The organism is Diaminobutyricimonas sp. LJ205, assembly GCF_009755725.1.
Taxonomy (GTDB): Bacteria; Actinomycetota; Actinomycetes; order Actinomycetales; family Microbacteriaceae; genus Ruicaihuangia.
The window spans coordinates 2,893,695-2,916,357 of record NZ_CP046619.1; the positions used below are offsets into that span (position 1 = coordinate 2,893,695).

A 22,663-nucleotide genomic window follows, 5' to 3' on the forward strand; every position below is an offset into this window, starting at 1 on the left:
CGACGAGTGCTCGAAAAATGGGCACGAAGCCAAGCGGCACTGCATCTGGTCGCACCGCCGCCGCGCGAGACACATACGGAACCTGTCCCGTCCCTGTCTCGAAAGGCTTGCGCATGCCTTGCGTTTCCGCCCACGTCGCCATCACGCTGGCCCGCCACGTCGACCACGTTTTCGGGGTGATGGGCAACGGCAACGCCTACTTCCTCGACGCGCTCGAGCGCGAGACATCCGCCTCCTTCACCGCGGTTCGCCACGAGGGCGGCGCCGTTGTCGCGGCCGACGCCTACCACCGGTCGGGCGGCGGCCTGGCCGCGGCAACCGCCACCTACGGTGCAGGGTTCACCAACACGCTCACGGCCCTGGCCGAGGCGGTGCAGGCGCGGGTGCCACTGGTGCTCGTTGTGGGCGACGAGCCGACTTCCGGGCGCCGGTCGTGGGATGTCGACCAGATCGCGCTCGCGTCGGGAGTCGGCGCGCGCACCTACACGGTGGGGCGAGCGGATGCCGCGGCCACCACCATCATCGCGATCGAGCATGCACTGTCCTACCGGGTGCCCACGGTGCTCGCGATCCCGTACGACGTGGCCACCGTCGACGCCGGCCCGGTTCCGGTCACTCCCGAGCCGCAGCTGCCCGAACCGCTGATCCCCACCGGCCCCTTCGCCACCGCCGCAGTGAAAGATGCGGCGGCAGCGCTGGCCGGCGCGCACCGGCCGGTGCTGTTGGCCGGTCGTGGGGCCTGGCTGGCCGGCGCCGGCGAGGCGCTCGGCGCCCTGGCCGAGGCCACCGGTGCCCTCACCGCGTCGACCGCTCTCGGCCGCGGCCTCTTCCCCGACGCACGCTACGATCTCGGCGTCACCGGAGGGTTCGGCGCCGAGGCTGCGATGGCCCTGATCCACGACGCCGACGTCGCCGTGGTGTTCGGTGCCTCGCTCAATCAGTTCACCATGCGGTTCGGCGGCCTGTTCGCGCCCGGCACCCGCGTGATCCAGGTCGATGTCGCCCCGACGGCCACGCACCCACACATTGGAGCGTTCATTCGCGGCGACGCAGCAGTCGTGGCGAATGCCCTGGTCGCGGAGCTCGGTGCTCGAGGAGCGGCGCCGCGCGGATGGCGCGAATCGCTGGACCTCAGCGGAGTCACCGAGCACGATCCCGGCGAGCCCCTCGCCTCCGACGGCCGCCTCGACCCGCGGTCGGCGGCGCGACGGATCGCTGAGCTGCTGCCGTCCGATCGAGTGGTGGTCTCCGACGGCGGCCACTTCCTCGGCTGGTCGAACATGTACTGGCCGGTTGCGTCGCCGGATCGGATGGTCATGGTCGGCACCGCGTACCAGTCGATCGGCCTTGGCTTCCCGAGCGTGCCAGGAGCAGCGATGGCCAAACCAGACGCCACCATTGTGCTGAGCACGGGCGACGGCGGTGGGCTCATGGCGCTGGCCGACCTGGAGACCGCGGTGCGCGTCGCCGGCGGGCGCGGGCTTGCCGTGGTCTGGAACGACGCTGCCTATGGCGCCGAGGTCAACCTCTACGGGCTGAAGGGTCTCGCCGACGGCCCGATGCGCATTCCCGAGGTCGATTTCGCATCCCTCGCGTCCGCTGTCGGCGCCGAGGGCGTGGTGGTCCGGGAACTGCCCGATCTGGACACGCTCGCCGACTGGACCGACCGGCCAGCCGACGAGCGACCATTCCTGTTGCTGGATCTGCGCATCTCGGGCGAGATCATCGCGCCGTATTACCAGGAGATTTTCCGCGTGAACAGCTGACCCGAACTCAGGCCTCAGCGAGTTCGGCGCGCGCACCGTGCGCTCCGTGCGCGGCGAGCATGTTTCCGGCGAAGAACTCAGCGAGTTCGGCGGTCGCGGTGAGCGGCAGGACGTGCGCCACGTACTGGTCGGGGCGCACCACCACCAGGCATCCGGCCTCGCGGTCGATGCCGCGCTGCTCGAAGATGTCCTCGTCGCCCGCCGCGTACACCTTCTCGTAGTCGATCAGCTCGAATGGGCCGACGCGGGGCAGGAAGATCTCGGGGACGCTCATGATGTCGACTTCGACGTGCGCCCCGGGGTAGACCACCTTGACGTCGAACACGCTGTCGATATCCGCATCGGCCGGCGTGTAGGCCACGACCGGTGATTCCGGTGCGGTCGCCAGCCACTCGGCCCAGTCACGGAAGACCGCGTCACCGCCTGATCCAGCCCTGCCGGGGAAGGCGTACATCCGCCACCGGCCATCCGCGCGGTGGTGGTGCCCCAGGTGAATGGGGTTTCCGTCGGCGACCCGCATGACCGGCACCGACTTGAAGCGCTTGCCGATCGGGAACCCGGTCGCGAGGTCTTGATGCGTCGCCTCGCCGATCAGCATCGACGGCGGATACTGCGTCATGAACCCGGCCGGGAATTCGGCGGTGCGCACGTAGAACTCCCCCAATTCCTTGGGGCTCTCGAACTCCTCGGGTTTCTTCGCCATCATCGTCGACCACACCTTGTCGAAGTCGATGAGGTTCTGCGCGATCACCTGCCGCTCGTCGGAGTAGGTCTGCAGCAGCTTTTCCGGGCTTCGACCGGTGAGCACGTGTGCGAGCTTCCAGCCGAGGTTGAAGCCATCCTGCATCGACACGTTCATGCCCTGGCCTGCCTTGGCACTGTGCGTGTGACACGCGTCGCCGGTGATGAACACGTGCGGCGAGCGGCCGGTCTCGGGGGTCGCGTCGTCGAACTTGTCGGTGAGACGATGGCCGACCTCGTAGACGCTGTACCAGGCGACGTTCTTCACGTCGAGCGTGTAGGGGTGCAGGATCGCATTGGCCTTGACGATCGCTGTCTCGACCGTCGTCTGCCGGACCCTGTGGTGGTCTTCGTCCGCGATCTCTCCGAGATCGACGTACATGCGGAAGAGGTAACCGCCTTCGCGGGGGATGAGCAGGATGCTGCCGACCTGCGACTGGATCGCACACTTGGTGCGGATGTCGGGGAAGTCGGTTACTGCCAGCGTGTCCATCACCGCCCAGGCATGCTTGGCGTGGGTGCCGACGAGCTTCCTGCCGATCGATTCACGCACGGCGCTGCGCGCGCCGTCGCACCCGACGACGTACTTGGCACGCACCTGGCGTTCCTCGCCTGCCCGATCCCCGGCACCCTCCCGCAGCGTCACGGTTACGGGGAAATCGCCCTCGTCGGCTACCTCCAGTCCGACGAACTCGAGCGCGTAGTCCGGGGTCAACCGGGTCGGCGAATTCGCCGCCACCTCGGCGAAGTAGTCGAGCACCCTGGCCTGATTCACGATCAGGTGCGGGAACTCGCTGATGCCGGTCTCGTCGTCCACGGCCCGATCGGTCCGGATGATCTTCGTCGGATCCTCCGGATCCGGGCCCCAGAAGCACATCTCGGTGATGTGGTAGGCCTCGCTGGAGATCTGCTCGGCGAAGCCGAACGCCTGGAAGGTTTCGACGCTGCGAGCCTGGATGCCGTCGGCCTGGCCGATCTCGAGGCGACCGGGCCGCTGCTCGATGATTCGCGTGTTGATCTGCGGGAACTGGGAGAGTTGTGCAGCCAGGATCATGCCTGCCGGCCCGGAGCCCACGATGAGCACGTCGACCTCGTCGGGAAGCTGCTCGGGGCGGTTCACCCCGGTGCCTGCCGGGGGACTGATGCGCGGATCGCCGGATACGTAGCCGTGGTGGTGGAACTGCATGGGGTCCTCACATGTCGCCGTTGACTTCCTTCGACGGCGCTGTCGAAGGGCGTTTCCATTATTGAACGGACCGGCCCGCAGTGCGGCGAGGACCAAGGGTTTCGAGACGCGTGCTCGCAAGCTCGCGCACTCCTCACCCACCGGAATTAGTAGAGCAGGAACCGCTTGCTCTCGGACTCGATCTCACCGAGGCGCACGGTCAGGTGGTAGCTCGCACCACCGGCGGTGACCTCGGGGCGGTCCTGCTGCTCGCAGGTGTCCACCGAGGAACGGACCCGCTCCCACGGGATCGGCGAGGTCGTCTGCGGCTTGCCCGGTTCGAGCGTGATCGGCGCTGCCGCCGGGTTGGTCTGGCAGTCCTTCGACGACCAGTACTGCTCCTGGCCACTGCCGACCACGAGTTCCTGCACGTCGGTGCCGGCGTTGATTGTGCACGCCACGGCGCCGTTGTTGGTGAGGGTCATCGAGATCATCGGCGTCTCGCCGGCCGCGTATTCGCCCTTGTCGGTTACCGCGTCAAGCTTCAGCACCGACGGGTCGCACTCAGTCGGATCGCCCGTCGCCGCCGGCGCGGATGACTCGCCATCCGTCGGCTGGTTGGACTCAGTCGCCCCGGTCGGCTCCTTGCCGGCATCCGCCGATCCGGGCCGCGTGACGATGAGCACGATGATCACAACTACGGCGATCAGGCCGAGCAGCACGATCAGGCGCCGCCGCCAGTACACGCTGCTGGGCTGCGGGCCGACGGGATTGCGGAACGTCGACATGTGCACAGGGTAACTAAGCGTCCGTCAGCATCCGGGGATTGGCCTGCGTGTCCGCCGCACTCCCACCGGATTCAAAGGTGTTTCAGCATGCGGGTGTTGCCGAGCGTGTTCGGCTTCACGCGGGCGAGGTCGAGGAACTCGGCGACGCCCTCGTCGGTGGACCGCACGAGTTCGGCATAGACATCCGCATCGACGATCTCATCGCTCATCGCCTGGAAGCCGTGCCGGGCGAAGAAGTCCACCTCGAACGTCAGGCAGAACAGCCGGCTCAACCCGAGCGCCTGCGCGTCGGATTCCAGGGTGTCGAGCAGCGCATGCCCGACGCCGCGGCCGAGCCAGTCCCGGGCGACGGCCAGCGTGCGCACCTCACCGAGGTCTTCCCACATCACGTGCAGGGCGCCGCAGCCGATGAGGTTGTCGTCGGCGTCCTCGGCGACGCGAAACTCCTGCACGGCCTCATAGAACGACACCCGTTCCTTGCCGAGCAGGATGCGCTCGTGAACAAGCGGTTCGATCAGTCGCTGGATGCCGGGCACATCACTGGTCCGGGCGGGGCGCACAGTGAAGGTCACGTCACGATCCTAGGGGTGCACCGATGGCCGGCCTGTCGCCGACGGCCAGACTTTCCGCCCATGGCGCACGCCGAAACCCCTGCCATCGACGGAAAGGTCGGCCGCGGCGGCATCCGGGCACGCGAAAGGGGGCGGCGGATGTCTCCGCCGCCCCCTGTGGTCTCGACAAGCTCGACCAGCTACTACTTGGCCTCGCCCGCGGTGATCGCCGGGTCGGCGCTTGCAGCGAGGGCGTCCTCGCGGCCGGGCTGCCGGCTGGTGCTGAAGATGAACTCGCCACCGACCATGTCCACGTGCACGTGGTCGCCCGCGTTGAGCTCGCCGTGCAGGATCTTCTCGGACAGGCGGTCCTCGATCTCGTGCTGCACCGCGCGCCGCAGCGGACGCGCGCCGAGCGCCGGGTCGAAGCCGAGCGTGATCAGCTGCTTCTTAGCTGCTTCGGTCAGGTCGATCGTCATGTCGCGGTCCATCAGGCGCTCACGCAGCCGCTTGACGAACAGGTCGACGATCTGAAGCAGCTCGTCCTGGCCCAGCTGCGGGAACACGATGGTCTCGTCGACACGGTTCAGGAACTCCGGCTTGAAGTGCTTCTTCAGCTCCTCAACCACCTTCGCGCGCATCGCCCGGTACGAGTTCTCGGTGTTGCCCTCGAGCGTGAAGCCCACGGGACCGCCGGTGATGTCCTTCGTACCGAGGTTCGTCGTCATGATGATGACGGTGTTCTTGAAGTCGACCACGCGGCCCTGACCGTCGGTCAGGCGACCTTCTTCCAGAACCTGCAGCAGCGAGTTGAAGATGTCCGGGTGGGCCTTCTCGATCTCGTCGAACAGCACAACGCTGAACGGCTTGCGTCGCACCTTCTCGGTGAGCTGGCCGCCCTCTTCGAAACCGACGAAGCCTGGAGGGGCGCCGAACAGCCGCGAGACGGTGTGCTTCTCGCCGTACTCACTCATGTCGAGCGAGATCAGCGCGTCCTCGTCGTCGAACAGGAACTCGGCGAGCGCCTTGGCCAGTTCGGTCTTTCCGACGCCGGTCGGGCCGGCGAAGATGAACGAACCGCTGGGACGCTTCGGGTCCTTGAGTCCGGCGCGGGTGCGGCGGATGGTCTTGGACAGCACCGAGACGGCCTCGTCCTGGCCGATCACCCGCTGGTGCAGGGCCTTCTCCATGAAGATGAGCCGGGCGGATTCCTCCTCGGTGAGCTTGAACACCGGGATGCCGGTGGCCTGCGCCAGCACTTCAGCGATGACACCCTCATCGACGGTGCCGCTGGCCGCGACATCCCCGCTGCGCCACTGCTTCTCGAGCCGCAGCCGCTCGCCGAGGAGTTTCTTCTCCTCGTCGCGCAGCGATGCCGCCTTCTCGAAGTCCTGGTCCTCGATCGCGTCTTCCTTCTGCTTGCGCACAAGGGCGATCCGCTCGTCGAACTCACGCAGCTCCGGCGGGGCCGACAGGATCGACAGGCGCAGGCGGGCGCCGGCCTCGTCGATCAGGTCGATGGCCTTGTCGGGCAGGAAGCGGTCCTGCACGTAGCGGTCGGCGAGGTTCACTGCCGACACCAGCGCGCCATCGGTGATGGACACCTTGTGGAACGCCTCGTACTTGTCGCGCAGGCCCTTCAGGATGTTGATCGCGTGGGCGAGCGACGGCTCCTGCACCTGCACCGGCTGGAAGCGGCGCTCGAGCGCGGCATCCTTCTCGAAGTGCTTGCGGTACTCGTCGAGCGTGGTCGCACCGATGGTCTGCAGCTCGCCGCGGGCAAGCAGCGGCTTCAGGATCGAGGCCGCGTCGATCGCGCCCTCGGCGGCACCCGCACCAACCAGGGTGTGGATCTCGTCGATGAAGACGATGATGTCCCCGCGGGTACGGATCTCCTTGGTGACCTTCTTCAGGCGCTCTTCGAAGTCACCGCGGTAGCGGCTACCGGCGATGAGCGAGCCGAGGTCGAGCGAGTAGAGCTGCTTGTCCTTCAGCGTCTCGGGCACATCACCCTTGACGATGGCCTGGGCAAGGCCCTCGACGACGGCGGTCTTGCCGACGCCGGGCTCACCGATCAACACCGGGTTGTTCTTCGAGCGGCGGGAGAGGATCTGCATGACCCGCTCCATCTCCTTCTCGCGTCCGATGACCGGGTCGAGCTTGCCCTCGCGGGCCGCCTGGGTCAGGTTGCGACCGAACTGGTCGAGGATCTGCGAACCCTTGGCGTCCGCGGCAGCATTGTCGACGCCTGCCGCGACGGCTTCCTTGCCCTGGTAGCCCGAGAGCAGCTGGATGACCTGCTGACGCACCTTGTTCAGGTCGGCGCCGAGCTTGACGAGCACCTGGGCGGCGACGCCTTCACCCTCGCGGATCAGGCCGAGCAGGATGTGCTCAGTACCGATGTAGTTGTGGCCGAGCTGCAGCGCCTCACGCAGGCTCAACTCGAGGACCTTCTTCGCGCGCGGCGTGAACGGGATGTGCCCGGTCGGCTGCTGCTGGCCCTGGCCGATGATGTCCTGCACCTGGTCGCGCACCGCGTCGAGCGAGATGCCGAGCGCCTCAAGGGCCTTCGCGGCGACGCCTTCACCCTCGTGAATCAGGCCGAGCAGGATGTGCTCGGTACCGATGTAGTTGTGGTTGAGCATCTTGGCCTCTTCTTGGGCCAGGACGACGACACGACGGGCTCGGTCGGTGAATCTCTCAAACATTTCGAACTCCCAAAGGGCACTGGGCAGGGACAGTGCCGATCTATACATCGAGGGTAACGAGCCGAGGGGTCGAAAACTGCCCCTGTTCGCCGTAGGCGTGACGGGAGTGCGCACGAGGTTCCGGATGACTCGAGCCTGAGGCATCCGGACGCATTCTTGCCTCAATCACCCGTTGCCATGGTTATCGAGAATCGTTATGTTAACGATTGTCGTTGTGGTCATTGAACATTGGGGTTGTGGTCATTGAACATTGGGGATGGAATGCGTGCAGTCAGAGGTAACGGACTTCGGATGTCGGAGCGCCTGTCGCTCGTGCTGTTCGCGGTGCTCGCAGGGGTGTACGGGATCGCCGCGACGGTGACCGCAGTGACGGCGTTCATCGAAGTGGTCGGAGGAGCCGAGGCGACCGTGACGCTCAGCACCCAGTACCCGGTGCCGCCGGACGCGGCGGTCGGTACGGCGACGGTGCTCTCAGGCAATTTCGACAGTGCGACCGTGGTCGTCTCCGGGTTGGACTGGTGGTCGCGGGCGTTCCTCGGAGGCGGCATCCTGGTCACCGCGCTGATGCATCTGACGATTGCCGCGACGATCGTCTACCTCTGCCTCGGTCTGGTCCGGGGTCGCCCGTTCGCCCGGCCGATGACCTGGCTGCTGGCGACAACAAGCGGCGTGCTCATTCTTGGCGGCCTGATCGGGGCGGGCTTGACGATCGCCGGCCAGTTCTCGATCGCGTCGCAACTGGATCCGGATCCCGCCGAGACGGTGTTCCCGATGGCCGGATACGCCGACTTGGCGCCACTCGTCGTCGGTGTCGCCCTTGCCGCGGTCGCCGCCGCCTTCGAACTCGGCGAGCGCCTGCAGCGCGACACCGAGGGGCTGGTCTCATGGGCGAAGAGCTCACCGGAATTCACTGCCGTCTCGACGAACTGCTTGAGGAGCGCGGGATGACCCTGACCCGACTCAGCGAACTGGTCGGGGTCAGCATCGTGAACCTGTCCGTGCTGAAGAACGACCGGGCCAGGGCCATCCGCTATTCGACCCTGCGCGCCGTCTGCGACGCGCTCGAGTGCGAGGTCGGCGACCTGCTGGTGCTCGCGGACTAAGCCACCGGGCCGCTGCCGTGACCGGATTACTCGGTTACGTACTGGGCTTCCCCGTTGCCGAAGGACCAGTTCTCCTTGGGCACCTCGATGAGCCCGATGAACACGTCTTCGGTGCGCAGTCCCACCCGCTCGTGAAGCCCGTCGGCGATCGCGCGATACAGGTCCTTCTTCACCTGGGTGGTGCGCCCGGCGTTGAACGTGATCTGGATGATCAGCGCGCGGTCGGTGCGCTCGACCATGTATGTGGGGTCCATGACGAGGTTGCCGGGCTTGTGCTCGGACACCACCATGAACCGGTCAATCTCCGGCACCCCGGCCACTCGCCTGAGGGCGTCGTAGACCACCTCGACGATTGCCGCCCGGTAGTCCGGGGATGTCCCCTCGGTGAGATCGATACGCACTAGCGGCATGGCTCTTCCATTCGTTTGACAGCAGTTCACCCCGACGGTGCAACAGAGAGACTCTCACAGACTCGGCCTCAGAGACCGTGGGTAGGCTGGCGCCCGGATAGGGGTGATTGCATGCCACAGGACCCGAACATGCCCGGACCGAACGACGACTCCACGAAGCCGCTGCCAGCGGTACCCGGGGGTGAGCCGGGGGCCGGGCAACCGGCGGCCGACGAGCCGACCGCTCCGCTTCCGCCGGCCACGGCGCCCGGATCCGACGCCGATGCGACGCAGGTTCTCGGCACCCCGGGGCTTCCGCCGGATGAGGGTCAGGGCGATCTGCCGGCCGCCGCCACGGTCCCGATCGCGCCCCACGTGCCGATCGCCGACGTCGGCGCGCCGACGGGTGCCGCTGCAGGGGCCACCGCGACCGAACCCGTCGCCGGTGGAGCAACCGCGGCCGGGACATCCGGGAAACGACCGGTGCTGCCCTGGGTGCTCGGCGGCCTGGCTTTGCTGATCGTGATCGCTCTGGTGCTGCTGGTGCCGATGCTGTTCCCCTCCACGGAACCGGTGTCCACGCCCACTCCGACCCCGACGGCGCCCACTCCGACGCAGACGCAAACCCCGACTCCCACTCCCACGCCGACGGAGACCGCGACGCCGACACCGACGCAGACGCCGACTCCTACCGAAACGGCACCGCCCCCGACCGAGACGGCCCCGCCGCCGCCACCGCCAACCGAGACGGCACCGCCACCGCCGCCGACGGAGACAACGCCACCAACTCCCCCGACGACACCGCCAGCGACTCCTCCCGCAACTCCTCCGAGCGGGCCGTAACCTCGAAGCACGATGAGCAACCTTGAAACCGACCCCCAGGAACTGATCTGCGAAGACGAACCCGGCAACGGGCGCGTCGAGATCCTTGAGCCGCGCGAGGTTCCTCTAGGCGGGCCGCGCGCGATGCCCGTGCGTCGCACCCTGCCGCAGCGGGGGCGCTCGCTGATCGGCCCATGGTGCTTCGTCGACCATTACGGGCCGGATCCGGTGGCGATGGATGTTCCCCCGCACCCGCACACCGGGCTGCAGACGGTGAGTTGGCTGTTCGCCGGCGAGATCGAGCACCATGACTCCTCGGGCGGAGCCGCGATCGTGCGGCCTGGGGAGCTCAACCTGATGACCGCCGGGCGGGGCATCCAGCATTCCGAGGTGTCGGTCTCGGCAGGCTCGACCAGCGGGGTGGGCTCGACCACGGAGGTGGGCCTGACCAGCGGAAGCGGCTCGACCGGTGGGGCCGGCATCCTGCACGGCGCCCAGCTGTGGACCGCACTGCCCGACGAGCACCGGCACGCAGCGCCGTTCTTCGAACGCTATGTGCCGCCGGTGACCCTGCACCAGGGCGCCCGAGTGAGCGTATTCCTTGGCAGTCTGCTTGGTCAGACCTCGACCGCGAGAGCGTTCTCGCCGATCGTCGGCGCGCAGATCGACCTGCCGCCGAACACCGAGATCGCGCTCCCGGTCGACCCGAGCTTCGAGCACGGGGTGCTGGTCGACAGCGGCGCCGTCACCGTCGACGACGAAACCGTCCCCGCCCATGCGCTCGGCTACCGGGCCCCCGGCGCTGAGACCCTCGTGCTCGCCGCCGGCGATGAGCCAGCCCGTCTGCTGCTGATCGGCGGCACCCCGTTCGGCGAGCAGATCGTCATGTGGTGGAACTTCATCGGCCGCTCCCACGACGAGGTGGTCGCCTTCCGCGAAGAGTGGCAGCGCGACGTGATCGACGGGCAGACGGATGCCGGACGCTTCGGCCGCGTCGACGGCTACGACCGTGGCGGGGCGTTACCCGCGCCGACCCTGCCCACCGTGCGGCTCAAGCCGCGCGGCTAGCACTGTCTGATCCAGTTCGGTGCGTTTGTGCATGCTGGGGACATCCGTGCCTGCTCGAACGGGCACCAACGCCCCAACGGGCACGAACATGGCCCCGCACGACCCACGACACGTCACCCCGATGCGAGCAGCGCCCGCAGTGTCTGGATCGTGTCGGCGTCTTCGGGACGCTTGTCGTCGCGATAGCGCTTGACGCGGGCGAATCGCAGCGCGATCCCGCCCGGGTACCGGCTTGACCGTTGCACCCCGTCGATCGCGATCTCGACCACCGTGGTCGGCGCAACCCACACCGTGTTGGCCGTGCGCCGTACCTCAATCTGCGGGAAGTATTCGGTCTGCCAGCGCAGCACCGCGTCGGTCAGGCCTTTGAATGTCTTGCCCACCATGACGTAGTCGCCCGGCTCGCCGAACTCTCCCACAGGATCGAGCGCGCCCAGGTGAAGGTTGGAGAGCCAGCCCTCGCGCCGCCCCGACCCCCACTCGCATGCCAGCACCACGAGGTCGTAGGTGTGCACGGGCTTCACCTTGATCCAGCTCGATCCTCGGCGGCCAGCAGCGTAGGGAGAGCCGATCGCCTTCACGACCACTCCCTCCTGGCCGGCGGCGAGGGCGTCGCTGGCCACGCGCTCAGCGACTTCGGCGTCGGCGGTGACCTCGCCGGGAATCCGGTGCTCGCCGGCGATGCGCTCGAGCTCGGCCAGCCGCATCGAGAGCGGCTCATCGAGCAGGTCGCGCCCGTCGACATGCAGCACGTCGAAGAACCACGGATGCAGCAGCGTCTCCCGCGCGGCATCCGCACCGAATCGAGACATCGTCTCCTGGAACGGGCGCGGCGCGCCGTCCTCATCAAGCGACAGCGTCTCGCCGTCGAGGATGACGTCGCGCACCGGCAGAGCACGCACCACCTCGACGACCTCGGGCAGTCGGTGGGTGACGTCGGCGAGGTTGCGGGTGAAGACCCGCACATCATCGCCCAGGCGATGCACCTGGATGCGCGCGCCGTCGAGCTTGTATTCGACGGATGCCTCGCCGGTCGTCTCGAGCGCCGCGGACACGCTCGGCGCGGTCGCCGCGAGCATCGGCAGCACCGGGCGCCCGACCTCGAGCCCGACTGATTCGAGTTCCGCCTCACTGCCGGTGAGGGCGATGCGCGCGGTCTCGCCGAGGTCGCCCGAGAGCATCGCGGCCCGCCGCACGAGGTCGCCGGGACGGTCGGCCGCCCGCGCGATCGCGTCGGTGAGCACACCCTCGAGCGCGCCGGTGCGCATCTCGCCGAGGAGCACCCCGCCGAGGAACCGTTGCTCGCGGGCGGTGGCACGCGCGGTCAATTCGCGCAACTCTCGGGCCCTTTCCCCTGCCGACCCGGCACCGGTTGCCCCGGCCAGCCGGTCGAGCAGTGCGTCGACCTCGGCGATGGTGATGCTCGGAGCATCCGCTTCCTCGCCCATCGCCGCGCTGAGACCGCGCCAGCCGATGCCCACCCGACCCTGGCGCGGCTTGCCCACGAGGTAGCCGACGGCGATCGCGATCTCGTCGGGATCAAGCCGACCCAGTAGCGCCGCTAGGGCGTCGACTTTGGCGAGCCGCGATCGCGTCGAGGCAACAGTTTCGGCGGTGGTGACGAGCTCGTCGAGCAGCACGGGGCCAGTCTGGCACCGGCATCCGACATCGGGGGTGCGCTTCTGATCCAGTTCGTCGTGACTGAGCCGGTGCGCGGTGGCTCAGACGCGACAGAGTGGCTCAACCGCCCGCAGCTAGGAGCCGGAGTGCTCCGCCTCGAACTTGGCGCGCTCTTCGGCCTCGATCTTCGCGTAGACCTTGCGCTCGACACTGTCGGCCCGAATCACGGACCGCATCACGAACCAGAAGAGCAGCCCGACGAGAACGGTCGGAGTGACGCTCCACAGCGCGGCGGTCCAGAAATCCATACCTCGAGGGTACCTGTTGTTGCTGGGTCAGGCCTTGGCGAGGATGCCGATCACGCCCGACACGACCGAGTATGCGGCGACCAACCCGACCATCACCCAGAGGGCGATCCGCGGCAGCGGCGGCTTCTTCTTTGGTTCCTCTGTCATCGCTGGACGGGCCTCGCTACTTGACCAGCGGGAACAGGATCGTCTCGCGGATGCCGAGCCCGGTCAGCGCCATCAGCAGGCGGTCGATGCCCATGCCCATTCCGCCCGACGGCGGCATGCCGTGCTCCAGGGCGCGCAGGAACTCCTCGTCCAGGCGCATCGCCTCGAGATCGCCGCCGGCGGCGAGCTTCGCCTGCTCGACGAACCGTTCGCGCTGGATCACCGGGTCAACGAGCTCCGAGTACGCCGTCGCCAGCTCGAAACCGCGCACGTACAGGTCCCACTTCTCGACCACGCCGGGCTTGGTGCGGTGCGCCCGGACCAGCGGGCTGGTGTCCACCGGGAAGTCCATCACGAAGGTCGGCCGCACCAGGTCGCCCTTGACGTAGTGCTCCCACAGTTCCTCGACGTACTTGCCGGGCAGCGGGTGCGGCACCTCGATCTCAACGGCGTCGGCCATCTCCCGCAGCTTGGCCATGGGCGTCTCGGGCGTCACCTCGGTGCCGGATGCCTCGGACAACGACTCGTACATCGAGAGGCGTTCCCACTGCCCGCCGAGGTCGTACTCGGTGCCGTCCGCCCAGGTCACCACGTGTGAACCGGCGACGGCCGTCGCGGCGTTTTGGATCATCTCCTGGGTGAGGTCGGCCATCTGGTTGTAGTCGCCGTACGCCTGGTACGCCTCGAGCATTGCGAACTCGGGGCTGTGTGTGGAGTCGGCGCCCTCGTTGCGGAAGTTGCGGTTGATCTCGAACACCCGCTCCAGCCCGCCGACAACCGCGCGCTTCAGGTACAGCTCGGGCGCGATGCGCAGGAACAGCTCGGTGTCGAACGCGTTCGAGTGGGTGACGAACGGACGAGCGGATGCCCCGCCGTGCATCGTCTGCAGCATCGGCGTCTCGACCTCGAGGTAGTCGTGGTTCGCGAAAGTCTGCCGCAGTGAGCTCACCGCGAGCGCACGCGCCCGCACGGTCTGCCTGGCCTGGTCGCGGGAGATCAGGTCGAGGTAGCGCTGACGAACCCGGGTCTCTTCGTTCAGCTCGGAGTGCAGGTTCGGCAGCGGCAGGATCGCCTTGGCTGCGATCTGCCAGTCCTTCACCATGATCGACAGCTCACCGCGGCGGCTGGAGATCACCTCGCCCGAGACGAAGACGTGGTCACCGAGGTCGACGAGTTCCTTCCAACGGTCGAGCGACTCCTGGCCAACCTCGCCGAAGCTCACCATGGCCTGGATCCGGGCGCCGTCACCGGACTGCAGCGCGGCGAAGCAGAGCTTGCCGGTGTTCCGCGAGTGCACCACGCGACCAGCGATACCAGCGATGACGCCGGTGGTGGCATCCGCCTCCAACTCGCCGTACTCCGCGCGGATCTGCGGAATCGTGGACGTGATCGGCAGGCTCACCGGGTAGGCCTCACCGTCCTCGAGCAAACGCTCGCGCTTAGCGAGGCGCACGGCCTTCTGCTCCGAGACCTCAGCCTCGGTCAGTTCTGCCTGCTCGGTCTCGCTCATGTGCGCTCCTGTGGTGCCGTTTGCCAACCTGTCAATGGTAGTTGGTCGCGGCTGGGCGAATCCGGCGGACGAAGTGCAGGAGCAGGGCGGCGACCCGGTCGGGGTCATCCCAGAGCACCAAATGGCCCGCACCGTCGACGATGGCGAGCTCGCCGCCGAGGTCACGGCGCAGCGCTTCAGCATCGCTCAGGTCGAGGAAGGAATCATCCGCCCCGTGCATCACGAGCGTCGGCGGTGGATGCCGCGGCGGTATGGGAGGCGGCGCAGAAGTCAGCCCGGTCAGCGTCTGCTGCCAGACGCGCGCGGGGATCAACCGCGCATCCCGGGCCACCGCGTCGCTGACCGCTTTGGGGAGCGTCGGAGGTGCCGGGAACAGGTCGAGAATCGGCGCGAGTGACTCAGGGGAGATCGGGTCTTGCAGTTGCTCGACCGCGTCGGCGAAGCCCGGCCGCCGTCCATGCAGCGAGTACGGCGAGCCGATAAGCACAAGGCCGGCTATCCGATCGGGATACGCGGAGGCCGTCGCTCGCGCAATGTAGCCGCCGCTGGAGTGCCCGACCAGGATCGCGGTCGCGGTGTCCACTTCGCCACGCGCGTCGACCGGATTGACCCCGTCGACCCCGTCGAACGGGTCGACCGCGTTGACCGCGTCAAGGAAGAGAATCATGTCCTCGGCGAAGTCGGCGAGCGCGTACCCGTTCTCCGGGGCGTCGGCGCCGCCGTGGCCGCGACCCGCCGGGACGAGCGCGTGAACCGTCGACGGCAGCCGGTCAAGCAACGGCCGCCAGAACTCAGGCGAGTCACCCCAAGCGTGCAGCAGGACCACCGGCGGGGCTCGTCCTCGATCACCCTGTTCCAGGTACGGGATTCGCAACCCGTTCCCAAGCCGAACGGCGAGATGCTCGGACACTGGAACCCTAGACGTCGGTGCCGAACGCCCGCTTCGTCAGAATCTGCACGTCACGGTCGAGGTTGTCCAGACGCTTGTCGATCGAGTCGACCCGGCGGTCGATCGAGTCGACTTTGGTGTCGATCGCCGCGAAATTGCCGTTGACCTCGGTGCGCAGGCCTTCGAACTTCGCATCCATCGCCTCGAAACGGTTCTCCAATTTGGCATCCATCGCCTGGAAGCGGGACTCAAATTTTGCGTCCGTTGCATTGAAACGTTCATCCATTCGCGCAAACCGCGCGTCCATCACCTCGCGAAGTCCGCCGATCGAGGAGTTCACCTCCCGCAGTGAGGCACGCAGCGTGACGCTGAACATTGTCGTCATGACACCCAGCACAGCGAAGATGGCTGCGGCGAAAACACCGATCAGCACCCAGACCTGTGGTTCGGACATGTTGCCCATCCCTTTCATTGTCTGGCACGAACACCGCTGAGGATAGGGGTGGGGTGTGACATGGGTTTCGATACGCGCTGGAGCTAAAGGGATCGCGTCAGCGATCCGCGACGCCAGCACCACCGGAGCCTACGACGGTGGTTCTCGTCTTCGTCGGCCGCTATTCAGCCGATGGTGAGACGCGCAGTGTCGATCAGCCGGGTGGTGCCGACTCGGGCAGCGATGAGGGCAGTGGCGGGGCCGGTGTAGGCAGCGTCGACAGGAAGGAACGTTGCCGGGTTCACCAGGGCGACGTAGTCCAGCGCGACATCCGGAACCGCATCGATGGTCGCGTAGGCGGCCGTCAACGCGGCTTCCGGCGACGACGCGGATGCCACGGCCGCATTCAGCGCACGGGACAGGGTCAGCGCCGCCTGCCGTTGGGCGTCCGACAGGTACTGGTTGCGGCTGGAGAGCGCCAGTCCATCGTTCGCGCGCACCGTGTCCACCACCTCGATCTGCACCGGCAGGTTCAGATCGCGCACCATGCGCTGCACGAGGAAGACCTGCTGGGCGTCCTTCTGGCCGAACACAGCGATGGCCGGCTGCACCGCGTTGAGCAGCTTGGCGACGACGGTGAGCATGCCGTCGAAGTGGCCGGGCCGCGACGCTCCATCGAACAGGGTGCCGACCACGCCGGCACTGACCCGGGTCTCCACGTCGCCATTCGGGTACATCTCGGTGACCGTCGGCGCGAACACGTACTGCACGCCGCGATTCTCGAGCGCGGCGACATCCGCATCCAGGGTGCGCGGGTACTTGTCGAGGTCCTCGGTCGGGCCGAACTGCAGCGGGTTGACGAAGATCGAGACCACCACGGTCTCGGCAAGCTCCAGCGCCCGGTCCACGAGCGCGAGATGCCCCTCGTGCAGCGCGCCCATGGTCGGCACGAGCGCGACCGGGCGACCGCCCAGTTCGCTGCGCAGTTCGGCGATGGTCGTGATGACGCGGGTCACAGTCGGTCCTCCGGGGGAATCAGGTCGGGGTCGGATGCCGCGGCCAGCGCGTTGTCGACCGATGAGCGCACCAGGGAACTGAGCACGGACCCGGGCGACTCGACCCCGATGCCGGCCAGCAGCGAGACCGCCTGGCCGATGATCGCGGCCGAGAAGCTCGTCGCCGTCTCCACCGCCTCGGCGTAAGCGGGTCGGTCGGCCTCGGCGACGAGCACCGGTTCGGCTCCCATCTCGACGACGAGTGCCTGGCCGATCGGCTGCACCGGTCCCGGCGCCGTCACCGCGCACCAGCTCTCGCGCAGGCGCACCAGGTCGATGCTGGTCCCGGTGAACGACATCGCGGGGTGCACCGCCAGCGGGATGACCCCGGCCGCGGTGGCCGGGCCAAGCACGCCGTACCCGTAGCGGGCGGAGGTGTGCATCACGAGTTGTCCGGGAATCCAGGAGCCGGTGGCGGCAAGTCCTGCGACGAGGCCCTCCAACTCGGCATCCGGCACCGCAAGGATCACCAGTTCGCTGCGCTCGATGACCTGCGGCACGTCAAGGATCGGTACGCCCGGCAGGATAGCGTCGGCACGTTCGCGGCTCTGCTCCGAGAGCGCGCTGATGCCGGTGAGCGCGTGACCGGCGCCCGCGAGCGCGGCGCCGAGGATCGGTCCGACCCGGCCGGCACCGACGATGCCGACGCCGAGCCGCGCGGAGGGTGCACTCACGCCGTCGGTCCCGGCTGGGGCGGCTGCTGGCCGCCGCCCGGAACGTGCACGGGCGCGGGCGCGTCGAGGGATGCGGGGACGTCGACTGGCGCAGCGACGTCGACCGGCGCTGCCGCGGCCCCGCTCGCACGCCAGCGATGCGTCGTGTCCTGCGCGGCGGACAGGACCGCGGCATCCGCCACCGTCCCGAAGAAATGAAGCGCCTGGTCACGATCGATCGCACCGAGGGTCGGCGTGATCGGACCGGCGACCGTGTGCACATGTATGGCCGCGAGCCGCAGCCAGCGCAGCAGCGGACCCTGGCGTACCGCCACGCTTTGCAGGCGGGCGTGCGGCACGATCACCAGCGAGCGCCAGATCGCGCCCTTCCGCAGCACGAGTTGGCGAGGCAGGATCGCGAACCCGTTCCGGCGCCAGCTGAACCAGCGCAGCACCGCCGCGCGCGGCGGCGAGTTCACGAAGCCGTCATCCCCACCCTTGGAGATCAGCGCCGAGGAGCCGATGCGCGCCTGGTCGAAGTCGGGCATCACCAGGGCGAGCACCCGTCCGACGTCTTCGGCGGTGCCGACCGGAAGAATCGTGGTGTTCGCCTGGCCGGCGGCTCCCTGGGTGGATGAGCGCGAGGCCCGGTTGACCTTGACCTCCCACCAGCCGAGTCCGCGCCAGAGCAGCGACTGGCTGATCTGCACCGAGTGCACGCGCCCCGGAGGGAGGGTTTCGTTGCTCGTCGAGAGCAGCCCGTAGCCGATGCGCACCCCGTCGGGGGTGCCTGCGATCGAATAGCGCAGCGACTTCGTGAACCGCGACACCAGGTAGCTGCCCATACCGAGGATGGCCGGGATCACGCCGAACGCGGCGACGAACTCACCGGACACCAGGATGGCGATCATGGAGCCGATGGTGATCAGGTAGAAGATGATCGCGGTCTCGCTGAGCGCGATCGCACCGGCCAGCCGGCCCGCGTGCATCTTCACCACCGACTCGATGGGTGCGGCGTTCGGGTCGAGTTCAGGGGCAAGCAGCTCCTGCACGCGGCGGTCGATGATGCTGCCGGATGCCTCGGCCCGAGCCTCCGCTGCTGCCTGCTCGGCACGCTGAGTGCCGGACGCGAGCAGCAGGATGTCGCGGCGTAGGTCATCGGCGTTGGTACTGCGAAGGTAGGCGAGCTGCACGTTGGCGTCCTGGCCGGCCTGGTTCACCTCAAGCTTCGCGGCGCCGAACAGGCGGGCGAAGAACGGTCGCACGATGTTGATGCCCTGGATCCGGTCGAGCCTCGCCCGCCGGTTGGTGCGGAAGAGGATGCCGCTGCGCACCTCGACGACCTCGTCGGTGATCCGGAACGTGTGCATCCGCCAGCTGAGGTAGAAGCCGACCACGAAGAGCACCAGCACCAGCGCGACCACGCCCAGCACCATGGGCAGCAGACCCTCGCTGAGCACCCAGTCGATCGGATCCTCGCCCGGTCGCCCGGCGCCGACGAACAGGTCGATCAGTCGCTCACGCAGGTTGGCGATGATGATGCCGAGCATGGCGATGAGCGCGATGCCACCCTTGAGCAACGGCGTCGCCGGGTGCAGCCGGTGCCAGTTTCCGTCAGCAAGCCCGGTGGAATCGTCAAAGACCTGCCTGACCTCACGGCCAGTCGGCTCGGGAAGGGCGTGCGATTCGGTCACAGCCCGGCCCGGCGGCTTTCGGCGAGGGCGACCAGCTGGTCACGCAGGTGCTCCGCGTCGGCCATCGCCAGCCCCGGGATGGTGATCGCGGTGGACGCGGCGGCGGTGACGAACTTGAGCTCCGACAAGCCAACGGCGCGCGCGAGCGGCCCCCGGTTGATGTCCACCAGCTGCATCCGGCCGTAGGGCACGGCGACGAAGCGCTGGAACAGGATGCCGCGGCGATAGACCAGGTCGTCGGCGCGCAGCTGATAGCCGATGGCGCGGACCCGGCGCGGGGTGAGCGCAATCGTGATCAGGAAGATGATCGCCAGCGAGGCGGGCAGCGCCCACAGCCAGACGTTTCCGCTCAGGATGGCAGGCAGGGCGACTGCGCCGACCGCGATGATGCCGAAGATGACGTAGCCGATGACGTCGACGACGATGTACTTCGGCGATACCCGCTGCCAGGTGGTGTCCGACAGCTCGAGGCTTCTTGCGTCAGTCTGGCTCACTGGGTCCTTCTAGAGTCTGGACGCCGCCGGTCCTTGCTCGGGACTGTCGTCGTCAGGCGGGAGGGTGCACATTCGTTCGGCGATCAGTCCGGCGGCGAGCAAAATGGCCGCCCCCACGACTGTGGCGACCGCCATCAGGATCGAGCTTACTCCGGGCACCACCGTGCGGCTCAGCAGGTACACCGTGATTCCGAGGCCGAATCCGGCGAGCAGCGCCCCGGACAGGCTCGAGGCCTTGGCCAGCACCACCGCGCGGGTGGCGTAGAAGGGGTCCACCCGGTTCAGTTCGCGGGTGCGCACCGCCGTGCGCACCGGCCAGGCGATGACGACGACGATCACGCCGATCAACATCAACGCGAGCGGCAGGGTCAGCGGTGGAATCACGACGGGACGTCCGGATGCCGCCAGCCCAGCATCGAGGAACCAACCACCGACGGTCCCGATCACGGCAAGCAGAATCAGCGGGCCGGCGGTCGACGGTCTCACAGGTGTCCTCGCAACTTGGCGAGGACGAACTCCACCCGGCCGCGACCCGAAAGCTCGGCATCCTTGTCGACCTCGAGCCACGGGGCGAGCACGAACTCGCGCTCGTGCGCGTGCGGATGCGGCAGCACCAGGCGCGGAGTGTTGCGGCGCTGGCCACCGAAGTCGACGATGTCGAGGTCGAGGGTGCGGTCCCCCCAGCGTTCCGTGCGCACACGACCATGATGGTCCTCAATCGCGTTCAGGGCGTCGAGGAGCACGTCCGCGTCGAGGTCCGTGTCGATCAGGATGACACCGTTCAGATACGCCGGCCTGCTCTCATCGACCCCGTCCGGGGTGACCGCAGGAGTTTCGATGAAGGAGGAGACCGCGACCAGGTGCACATCGTCGAGCTCGGCGATCTCGCGAACGGCGTGGGTGACGGTGGCCTTACGGTCGCCGAGGTTCGCGCCGACGGCGATGACGGCGCGGGTCACGACCGACTCCGGGAGATGGTCACGGCGACGTCGGTGAACGGCACGGTGAGCGGTGCCTGCGGCTTGTGCACGGTGACGGTGGTGGACTGCACGGCCGGATGGGCGAGCACCACCTCGGCGATCCGCTCGGCGAGGGCTTCGATCAGGTCGACCGGGTCGCGTTCGGCGGCGGCCACCACCTGCTCGGCAAGCTCGCCATAGTTCACGGTGCGCGCCAGGTCGTCGCTGGCCGCTGCGGTGCGCAGATCGAGTTCCGCGGTGACATCGATCACGAAGTCCTGGCCGTCGCGGCGTTCGAAGTCGTACACGCCGTGGTGGCCTCGCGCGACGAGGCCGGTGAGGGTGATCGAGTCGAGGCTCACCGTCGGCGCCCCGCGGTCCACGCCGACGCGACCTCGAGGGCCTTGCGCGTGGATTCGACGTTGTGCACGCGCACGCCCCAGGCTCCGGCCTCGGCCGACAGCGCCGAGATGATCGCCGTCGCGTTGTCCTTGTCGCCGCCGAGGTCTCCGAGGAAGCGCTTGCGGCTTGCGCCGATCAGGATCGGATGGCCGAGCGCGGCGAGTTCGTCGTAGCGGGCGAGCAGCTGCCAGTTGTGCTCGGCCTTCTTCGAGAAGCCGAGTCCCGGATCGATGATCACCCGGGCGGGATCAATGCCCCAGACGATCATCTCGGCCAGGCGCTGTTGCAGCTCGTTCTTCACATCGGTGACGACATCGCCGTACACGGCGAGCTTGTCGAGCGCGCTGGAGTCCTTCTCGCCGAGCAGGCCCCGCCAGTGCATGGCGATGTACGTGGCCTCGTTCCCCGCCATCACCCGGTACATGTCGGGGTCGGCGAGACCACCGGAGACGTCGTTGATGAACTCGGCACCGGCCGCGACGGTCTGCTTCGCGGTTTCGGAGTTCATGGTGTCGACGCTGACCCGGATGCCCTTCTCGGCCAACGCGGTGACCACAGGCAGCACGCGCGCGAGCTCGTCAACCACGCTGACGCGGGGCGCACCGGGCCTGGTCGATTCGCCGCCGACGTCGATGATGTCGGCGCCCTGCTCGGTGAGCTCGAGGGCGTGCGCAATGGCGGCATCCGCGTCAAGGAATTCGCCGCCGTCGCTGAAGGAGTTCGGTGTGACGTTCACAATCCCCATGATCAGGGTGCGCTGGCTTGCCGCGGAGCGGCGCGCGCGCCGGCGACGCACGGTTTTCCGCTCAGCCGTCATCCCGGCCTCCGATCAGGGCCACCACCTCGGCGCGGGAGACCGGGTCGGTGAGCACCCCGCGGCTGGCCATGGTCAACGTCGTGCTCTGGCTTTGCCGGGTGCCGCGCGCGGTGACGCAGCTGTGTCGTGCGTCGAGCACCACCAGCACCCCGCGGGGGGCCAGTCCTTGATCGAGCGCGTCGGCGATCTGCTCGGTCAGGCGTTCCTGCAGCTGCGGGCGGGAGCTGAGCGTTTCGACCACCCGCGGCAGCTTCCCGAGGCCGACTACGCGGTCCCCGGGCAGGTACGCGATGTGGGCGACGCCGATGAACGGCAGCAGGTGGTGTTCGCACATCGATCGGAACTCGATGTCGCGCAACAGCACGAGCTCGCCGGTTTCGTCGCCGACGCCCACCGTGTCGGTGAGGTGCTGCTGCGGGTCGGCGGACACTCCGGCGAAGAAGTCGGCGTAGGCCTCGGCGATCCGTTGCGGCGTCTGGGTGAGGCCCTCGCGGTGCGGGTCTTCACCGATCGCCAGCAACAGTTCGGTGACCGCCGCTTCGATCCGGCCGGTGTCGATCGATGTGGACGTGGGCACGGCG

At 68.0% G+C, this 22,663-nt stretch carries 24 protein-coding genes; 5 read left to right on the top strand and 19 right to left on the bottom strand.

Going from position 1 to position 22,663, the window contains the following annotated elements; translation table 11 throughout:
- Positions 1-113 precede the first annotated feature (113 nt).
- Entirely contained in the window at positions 114-1,766 is a 1,653-nt protein-coding gene (locus GO591_RS14110; RefSeq protein ID WP_157157400.1) for a thiamine pyrophosphate-binding protein, read from the top strand.
- A gap of 7 nt (positions 1,767-1,773) precedes the next feature.
- Here the strand turns inward: GO591_RS14110 and GO591_RS14115 are convergent, their stop codons facing one another.
- The 4 genes from GO591_RS14115 to GO591_RS14130 form a co-directional block, all read right to left on the bottom strand.
- Positions 1,774-3,693 carry an FAD-binding monooxygenase gene (locus GO591_RS14115; protein WP_157157401.1) on the bottom strand — a complete coding sequence of 640 codons (1,920 nt, stop codon included), beginning with the start codon at positions 3,691-3,693 and terminating at the stop codon, positions 1,774-1,776.
- Between the two features lie 146 nt (positions 3,694-3,839).
- Entirely contained in the window at positions 3,840-4,460 is a 621-nt protein-coding gene (locus tag GO591_RS14120) for a DUF4232 domain-containing protein (RefSeq protein ID WP_157157402.1), read from the bottom strand.
- Between the two features lie 71 nt (positions 4,461-4,531).
- Complete coding sequence (locus GO591_RS14125; RefSeq protein ID WP_157157403.1) at positions 4,532-5,032, bottom strand: amino-acid N-acetyltransferase; 501 nt, start codon at positions 5,030-5,032, stop codon at positions 4,532-4,534.
- Positions 5,033-5,214: 182 nt separating this feature from the next.
- Entirely contained in the window at positions 5,215-7,719 is a 2,505-nt protein-coding gene (locus tag GO591_RS14130) for an ATP-dependent Clp protease ATP-binding subunit (protein ID WP_157157404.1), read from the bottom strand.
- 291 nt (positions 7,720-8,010) lie between these two features.
- On the opposite strand from GO591_RS14130, the gene GO591_RS14135 reads away from it, so the two are divergent.
- Complete coding sequence (locus GO591_RS14135; protein WP_157157405.1) at positions 8,011-8,667, top strand: hypothetical protein; 657 nt, start codon at positions 8,011-8,013, stop codon at positions 8,665-8,667.
- Positions 8,604-8,822, top strand: a complete 219-nt coding sequence (locus GO591_RS14140; RefSeq protein ID WP_157157406.1) for a helix-turn-helix domain-containing protein — start codon at positions 8,604-8,606, stop codon at positions 8,820-8,822. The genes GO591_RS14135 and GO591_RS14140 overlap by 64 nt, the downstream gene beginning before the upstream one ends.
- A gap of 26 nt (positions 8,823-8,848) precedes the next feature.
- Here GO591_RS14140 and GO591_RS14145 read toward each other — a convergent pair whose 3' ends face one another.
- Positions 8,849-9,232, bottom strand: a complete 384-nt coding sequence (locus GO591_RS14145) for a tautomerase family protein (protein WP_157157407.1) — start codon at positions 9,230-9,232, stop codon at positions 8,849-8,851.
- A gap of 111 nt (positions 9,233-9,343) precedes the next feature.
- Here GO591_RS14145 and GO591_RS14150 point away from each other — a divergent pair, with 111 nt between their 5' ends.
- Positions 9,344-10,054: a hypothetical protein gene (locus GO591_RS14150; RefSeq protein ID WP_157157408.1), complete on the top strand. Its 711-nt coding sequence runs from the start codon at positions 9,344-9,346 to the stop codon at positions 10,052-10,054.
- A gap of 12 nt (positions 10,055-10,066) precedes the next feature.
- The gene (locus tag GO591_RS14155; RefSeq protein WP_157157409.1) at positions 10,067-11,101 is read left to right on the top strand and encodes a pirin family protein; all 1,035 of its coding nucleotides are present in this window, start codon (positions 10,067-10,069) and stop codon (positions 11,099-11,101) included.
- Between the two features lie 113 nt (positions 11,102-11,214).
- Here GO591_RS14155 and GO591_RS14160 read toward each other — a convergent pair whose 3' ends face one another.
- From GO591_RS14160 to folE, 14 genes are all read right to left on the bottom strand, one after another.
- On the bottom strand, positions 11,215-12,741 hold the full coding sequence (locus GO591_RS14160) for an ATP-dependent DNA ligase (protein ID WP_157157410.1): 1,527 nt from the start codon (positions 12,739-12,741) through the stop codon (positions 11,215-11,217).
- Between the two features lie 114 nt (positions 12,742-12,855).
- The gene (locus GO591_RS15815) at positions 12,856-13,029 is read right to left on the bottom strand and encodes a hypothetical protein (protein WP_167137957.1); all 174 of its coding nucleotides are present in this window, start codon (positions 13,027-13,029) and stop codon (positions 12,856-12,858) included.
- Positions 13,030-13,192: 163 nt separating this feature from the next.
- A complete protein-coding gene (gene lysS / locus GO591_RS14165) occupies positions 13,193-14,686 on the bottom strand; it encodes a lysine--tRNA ligase (protein ID WP_157157411.1) in 1,494 nt (497 codons plus the stop codon).
- A 31-nt stretch (positions 14,687-14,717) separates the two neighbouring features.
- Entirely contained in the window at positions 14,718-15,596 is an 879-nt protein-coding gene (locus tag GO591_RS14170) for an alpha/beta fold hydrolase (protein ID WP_157157412.1), read from the bottom strand.
- A gap of 7 nt (positions 15,597-15,603) precedes the next feature.
- Positions 15,604-16,149: a hypothetical protein gene (locus GO591_RS14175; RefSeq protein ID WP_157157413.1), complete on the bottom strand. Its 546-nt coding sequence runs from the start codon at positions 16,147-16,149 to the stop codon at positions 15,604-15,606.
- A 44-nt stretch (positions 16,150-16,193) separates the two neighbouring features.
- Positions 16,194-17,024: a pantoate--beta-alanine ligase gene (panC, locus tag GO591_RS14180; RefSeq protein WP_157157414.1), complete on the bottom strand. Its 831-nt coding sequence runs from the start codon at positions 17,022-17,024 to the stop codon at positions 16,194-16,196.
- Positions 17,021-17,737 carry a DUF2520 domain-containing protein gene (locus GO591_RS14185; RefSeq protein WP_157157415.1) on the bottom strand — a complete coding sequence of 239 codons (717 nt, stop codon included), beginning with the start codon at positions 17,735-17,737 and terminating at the stop codon, positions 17,021-17,023. The genes panC and GO591_RS14185 overlap by 4 nt, the downstream gene beginning before the upstream one ends.
- Positions 17,734-19,410 carry a PH domain-containing protein gene (locus tag GO591_RS14190; RefSeq protein WP_157157416.1) on the bottom strand — a complete coding sequence of 559 codons (1,677 nt, stop codon included), beginning with the start codon at positions 19,408-19,410 and terminating at the stop codon, positions 17,734-17,736. The genes GO591_RS14185 and GO591_RS14190 overlap by 4 nt, the downstream gene beginning before the upstream one ends.
- On the bottom strand, positions 19,407-19,904 hold the full coding sequence (locus tag GO591_RS14195) for a PH domain-containing protein (protein WP_157157417.1): 498 nt from the start codon (positions 19,902-19,904) through the stop codon (positions 19,407-19,409). The genes GO591_RS14190 and GO591_RS14195 overlap by 4 nt, the downstream gene beginning before the upstream one ends.
- Before the next feature lie 9 nt (positions 19,905-19,913).
- Positions 19,914-20,390, bottom strand: a complete 477-nt coding sequence (locus tag GO591_RS14200) for a DUF3180 domain-containing protein (protein ID WP_157157418.1) — start codon at positions 20,388-20,390, stop codon at positions 19,914-19,916.
- Positions 20,387-20,863 carry a 2-amino-4-hydroxy-6-hydroxymethyldihydropteridine diphosphokinase gene (folK, locus tag GO591_RS14205; protein ID WP_157157419.1) on the bottom strand — a complete coding sequence of 159 codons (477 nt, stop codon included), beginning with the start codon at positions 20,861-20,863 and terminating at the stop codon, positions 20,387-20,389. The genes GO591_RS14200 and folK overlap by 4 nt, the downstream gene beginning before the upstream one ends.
- A complete protein-coding gene (folB, locus tag GO591_RS14210) occupies positions 20,860-21,225 on the bottom strand; it encodes a dihydroneopterin aldolase (protein WP_198295484.1) in 366 nt (121 codons plus the stop codon). The genes folK and folB overlap by 4 nt, the downstream gene beginning before the upstream one ends.
- Positions 21,222-22,082 (bottom strand): dihydropteroate synthase, encoded by an 861-nt coding sequence (gene folP, locus GO591_RS14215; protein WP_232466192.1) that lies wholly within the window; start codon positions 22,080-22,082, stop codon positions 21,222-21,224. Before folP ends, folB begins: the two co-directional genes overlap by 4 nt.
- Positions 22,072-22,659, bottom strand: coding sequence for a GTP cyclohydrolase I FolE (gene folE / locus GO591_RS14220; RefSeq protein WP_232466193.1), 588 nt, complete (start codon positions 22,657-22,659; stop codon positions 22,072-22,074). Before folE ends, folP begins: the two co-directional genes overlap by 11 nt.
- Between the last annotated feature and the right edge of the window lie 4 nt (positions 22,660-22,663).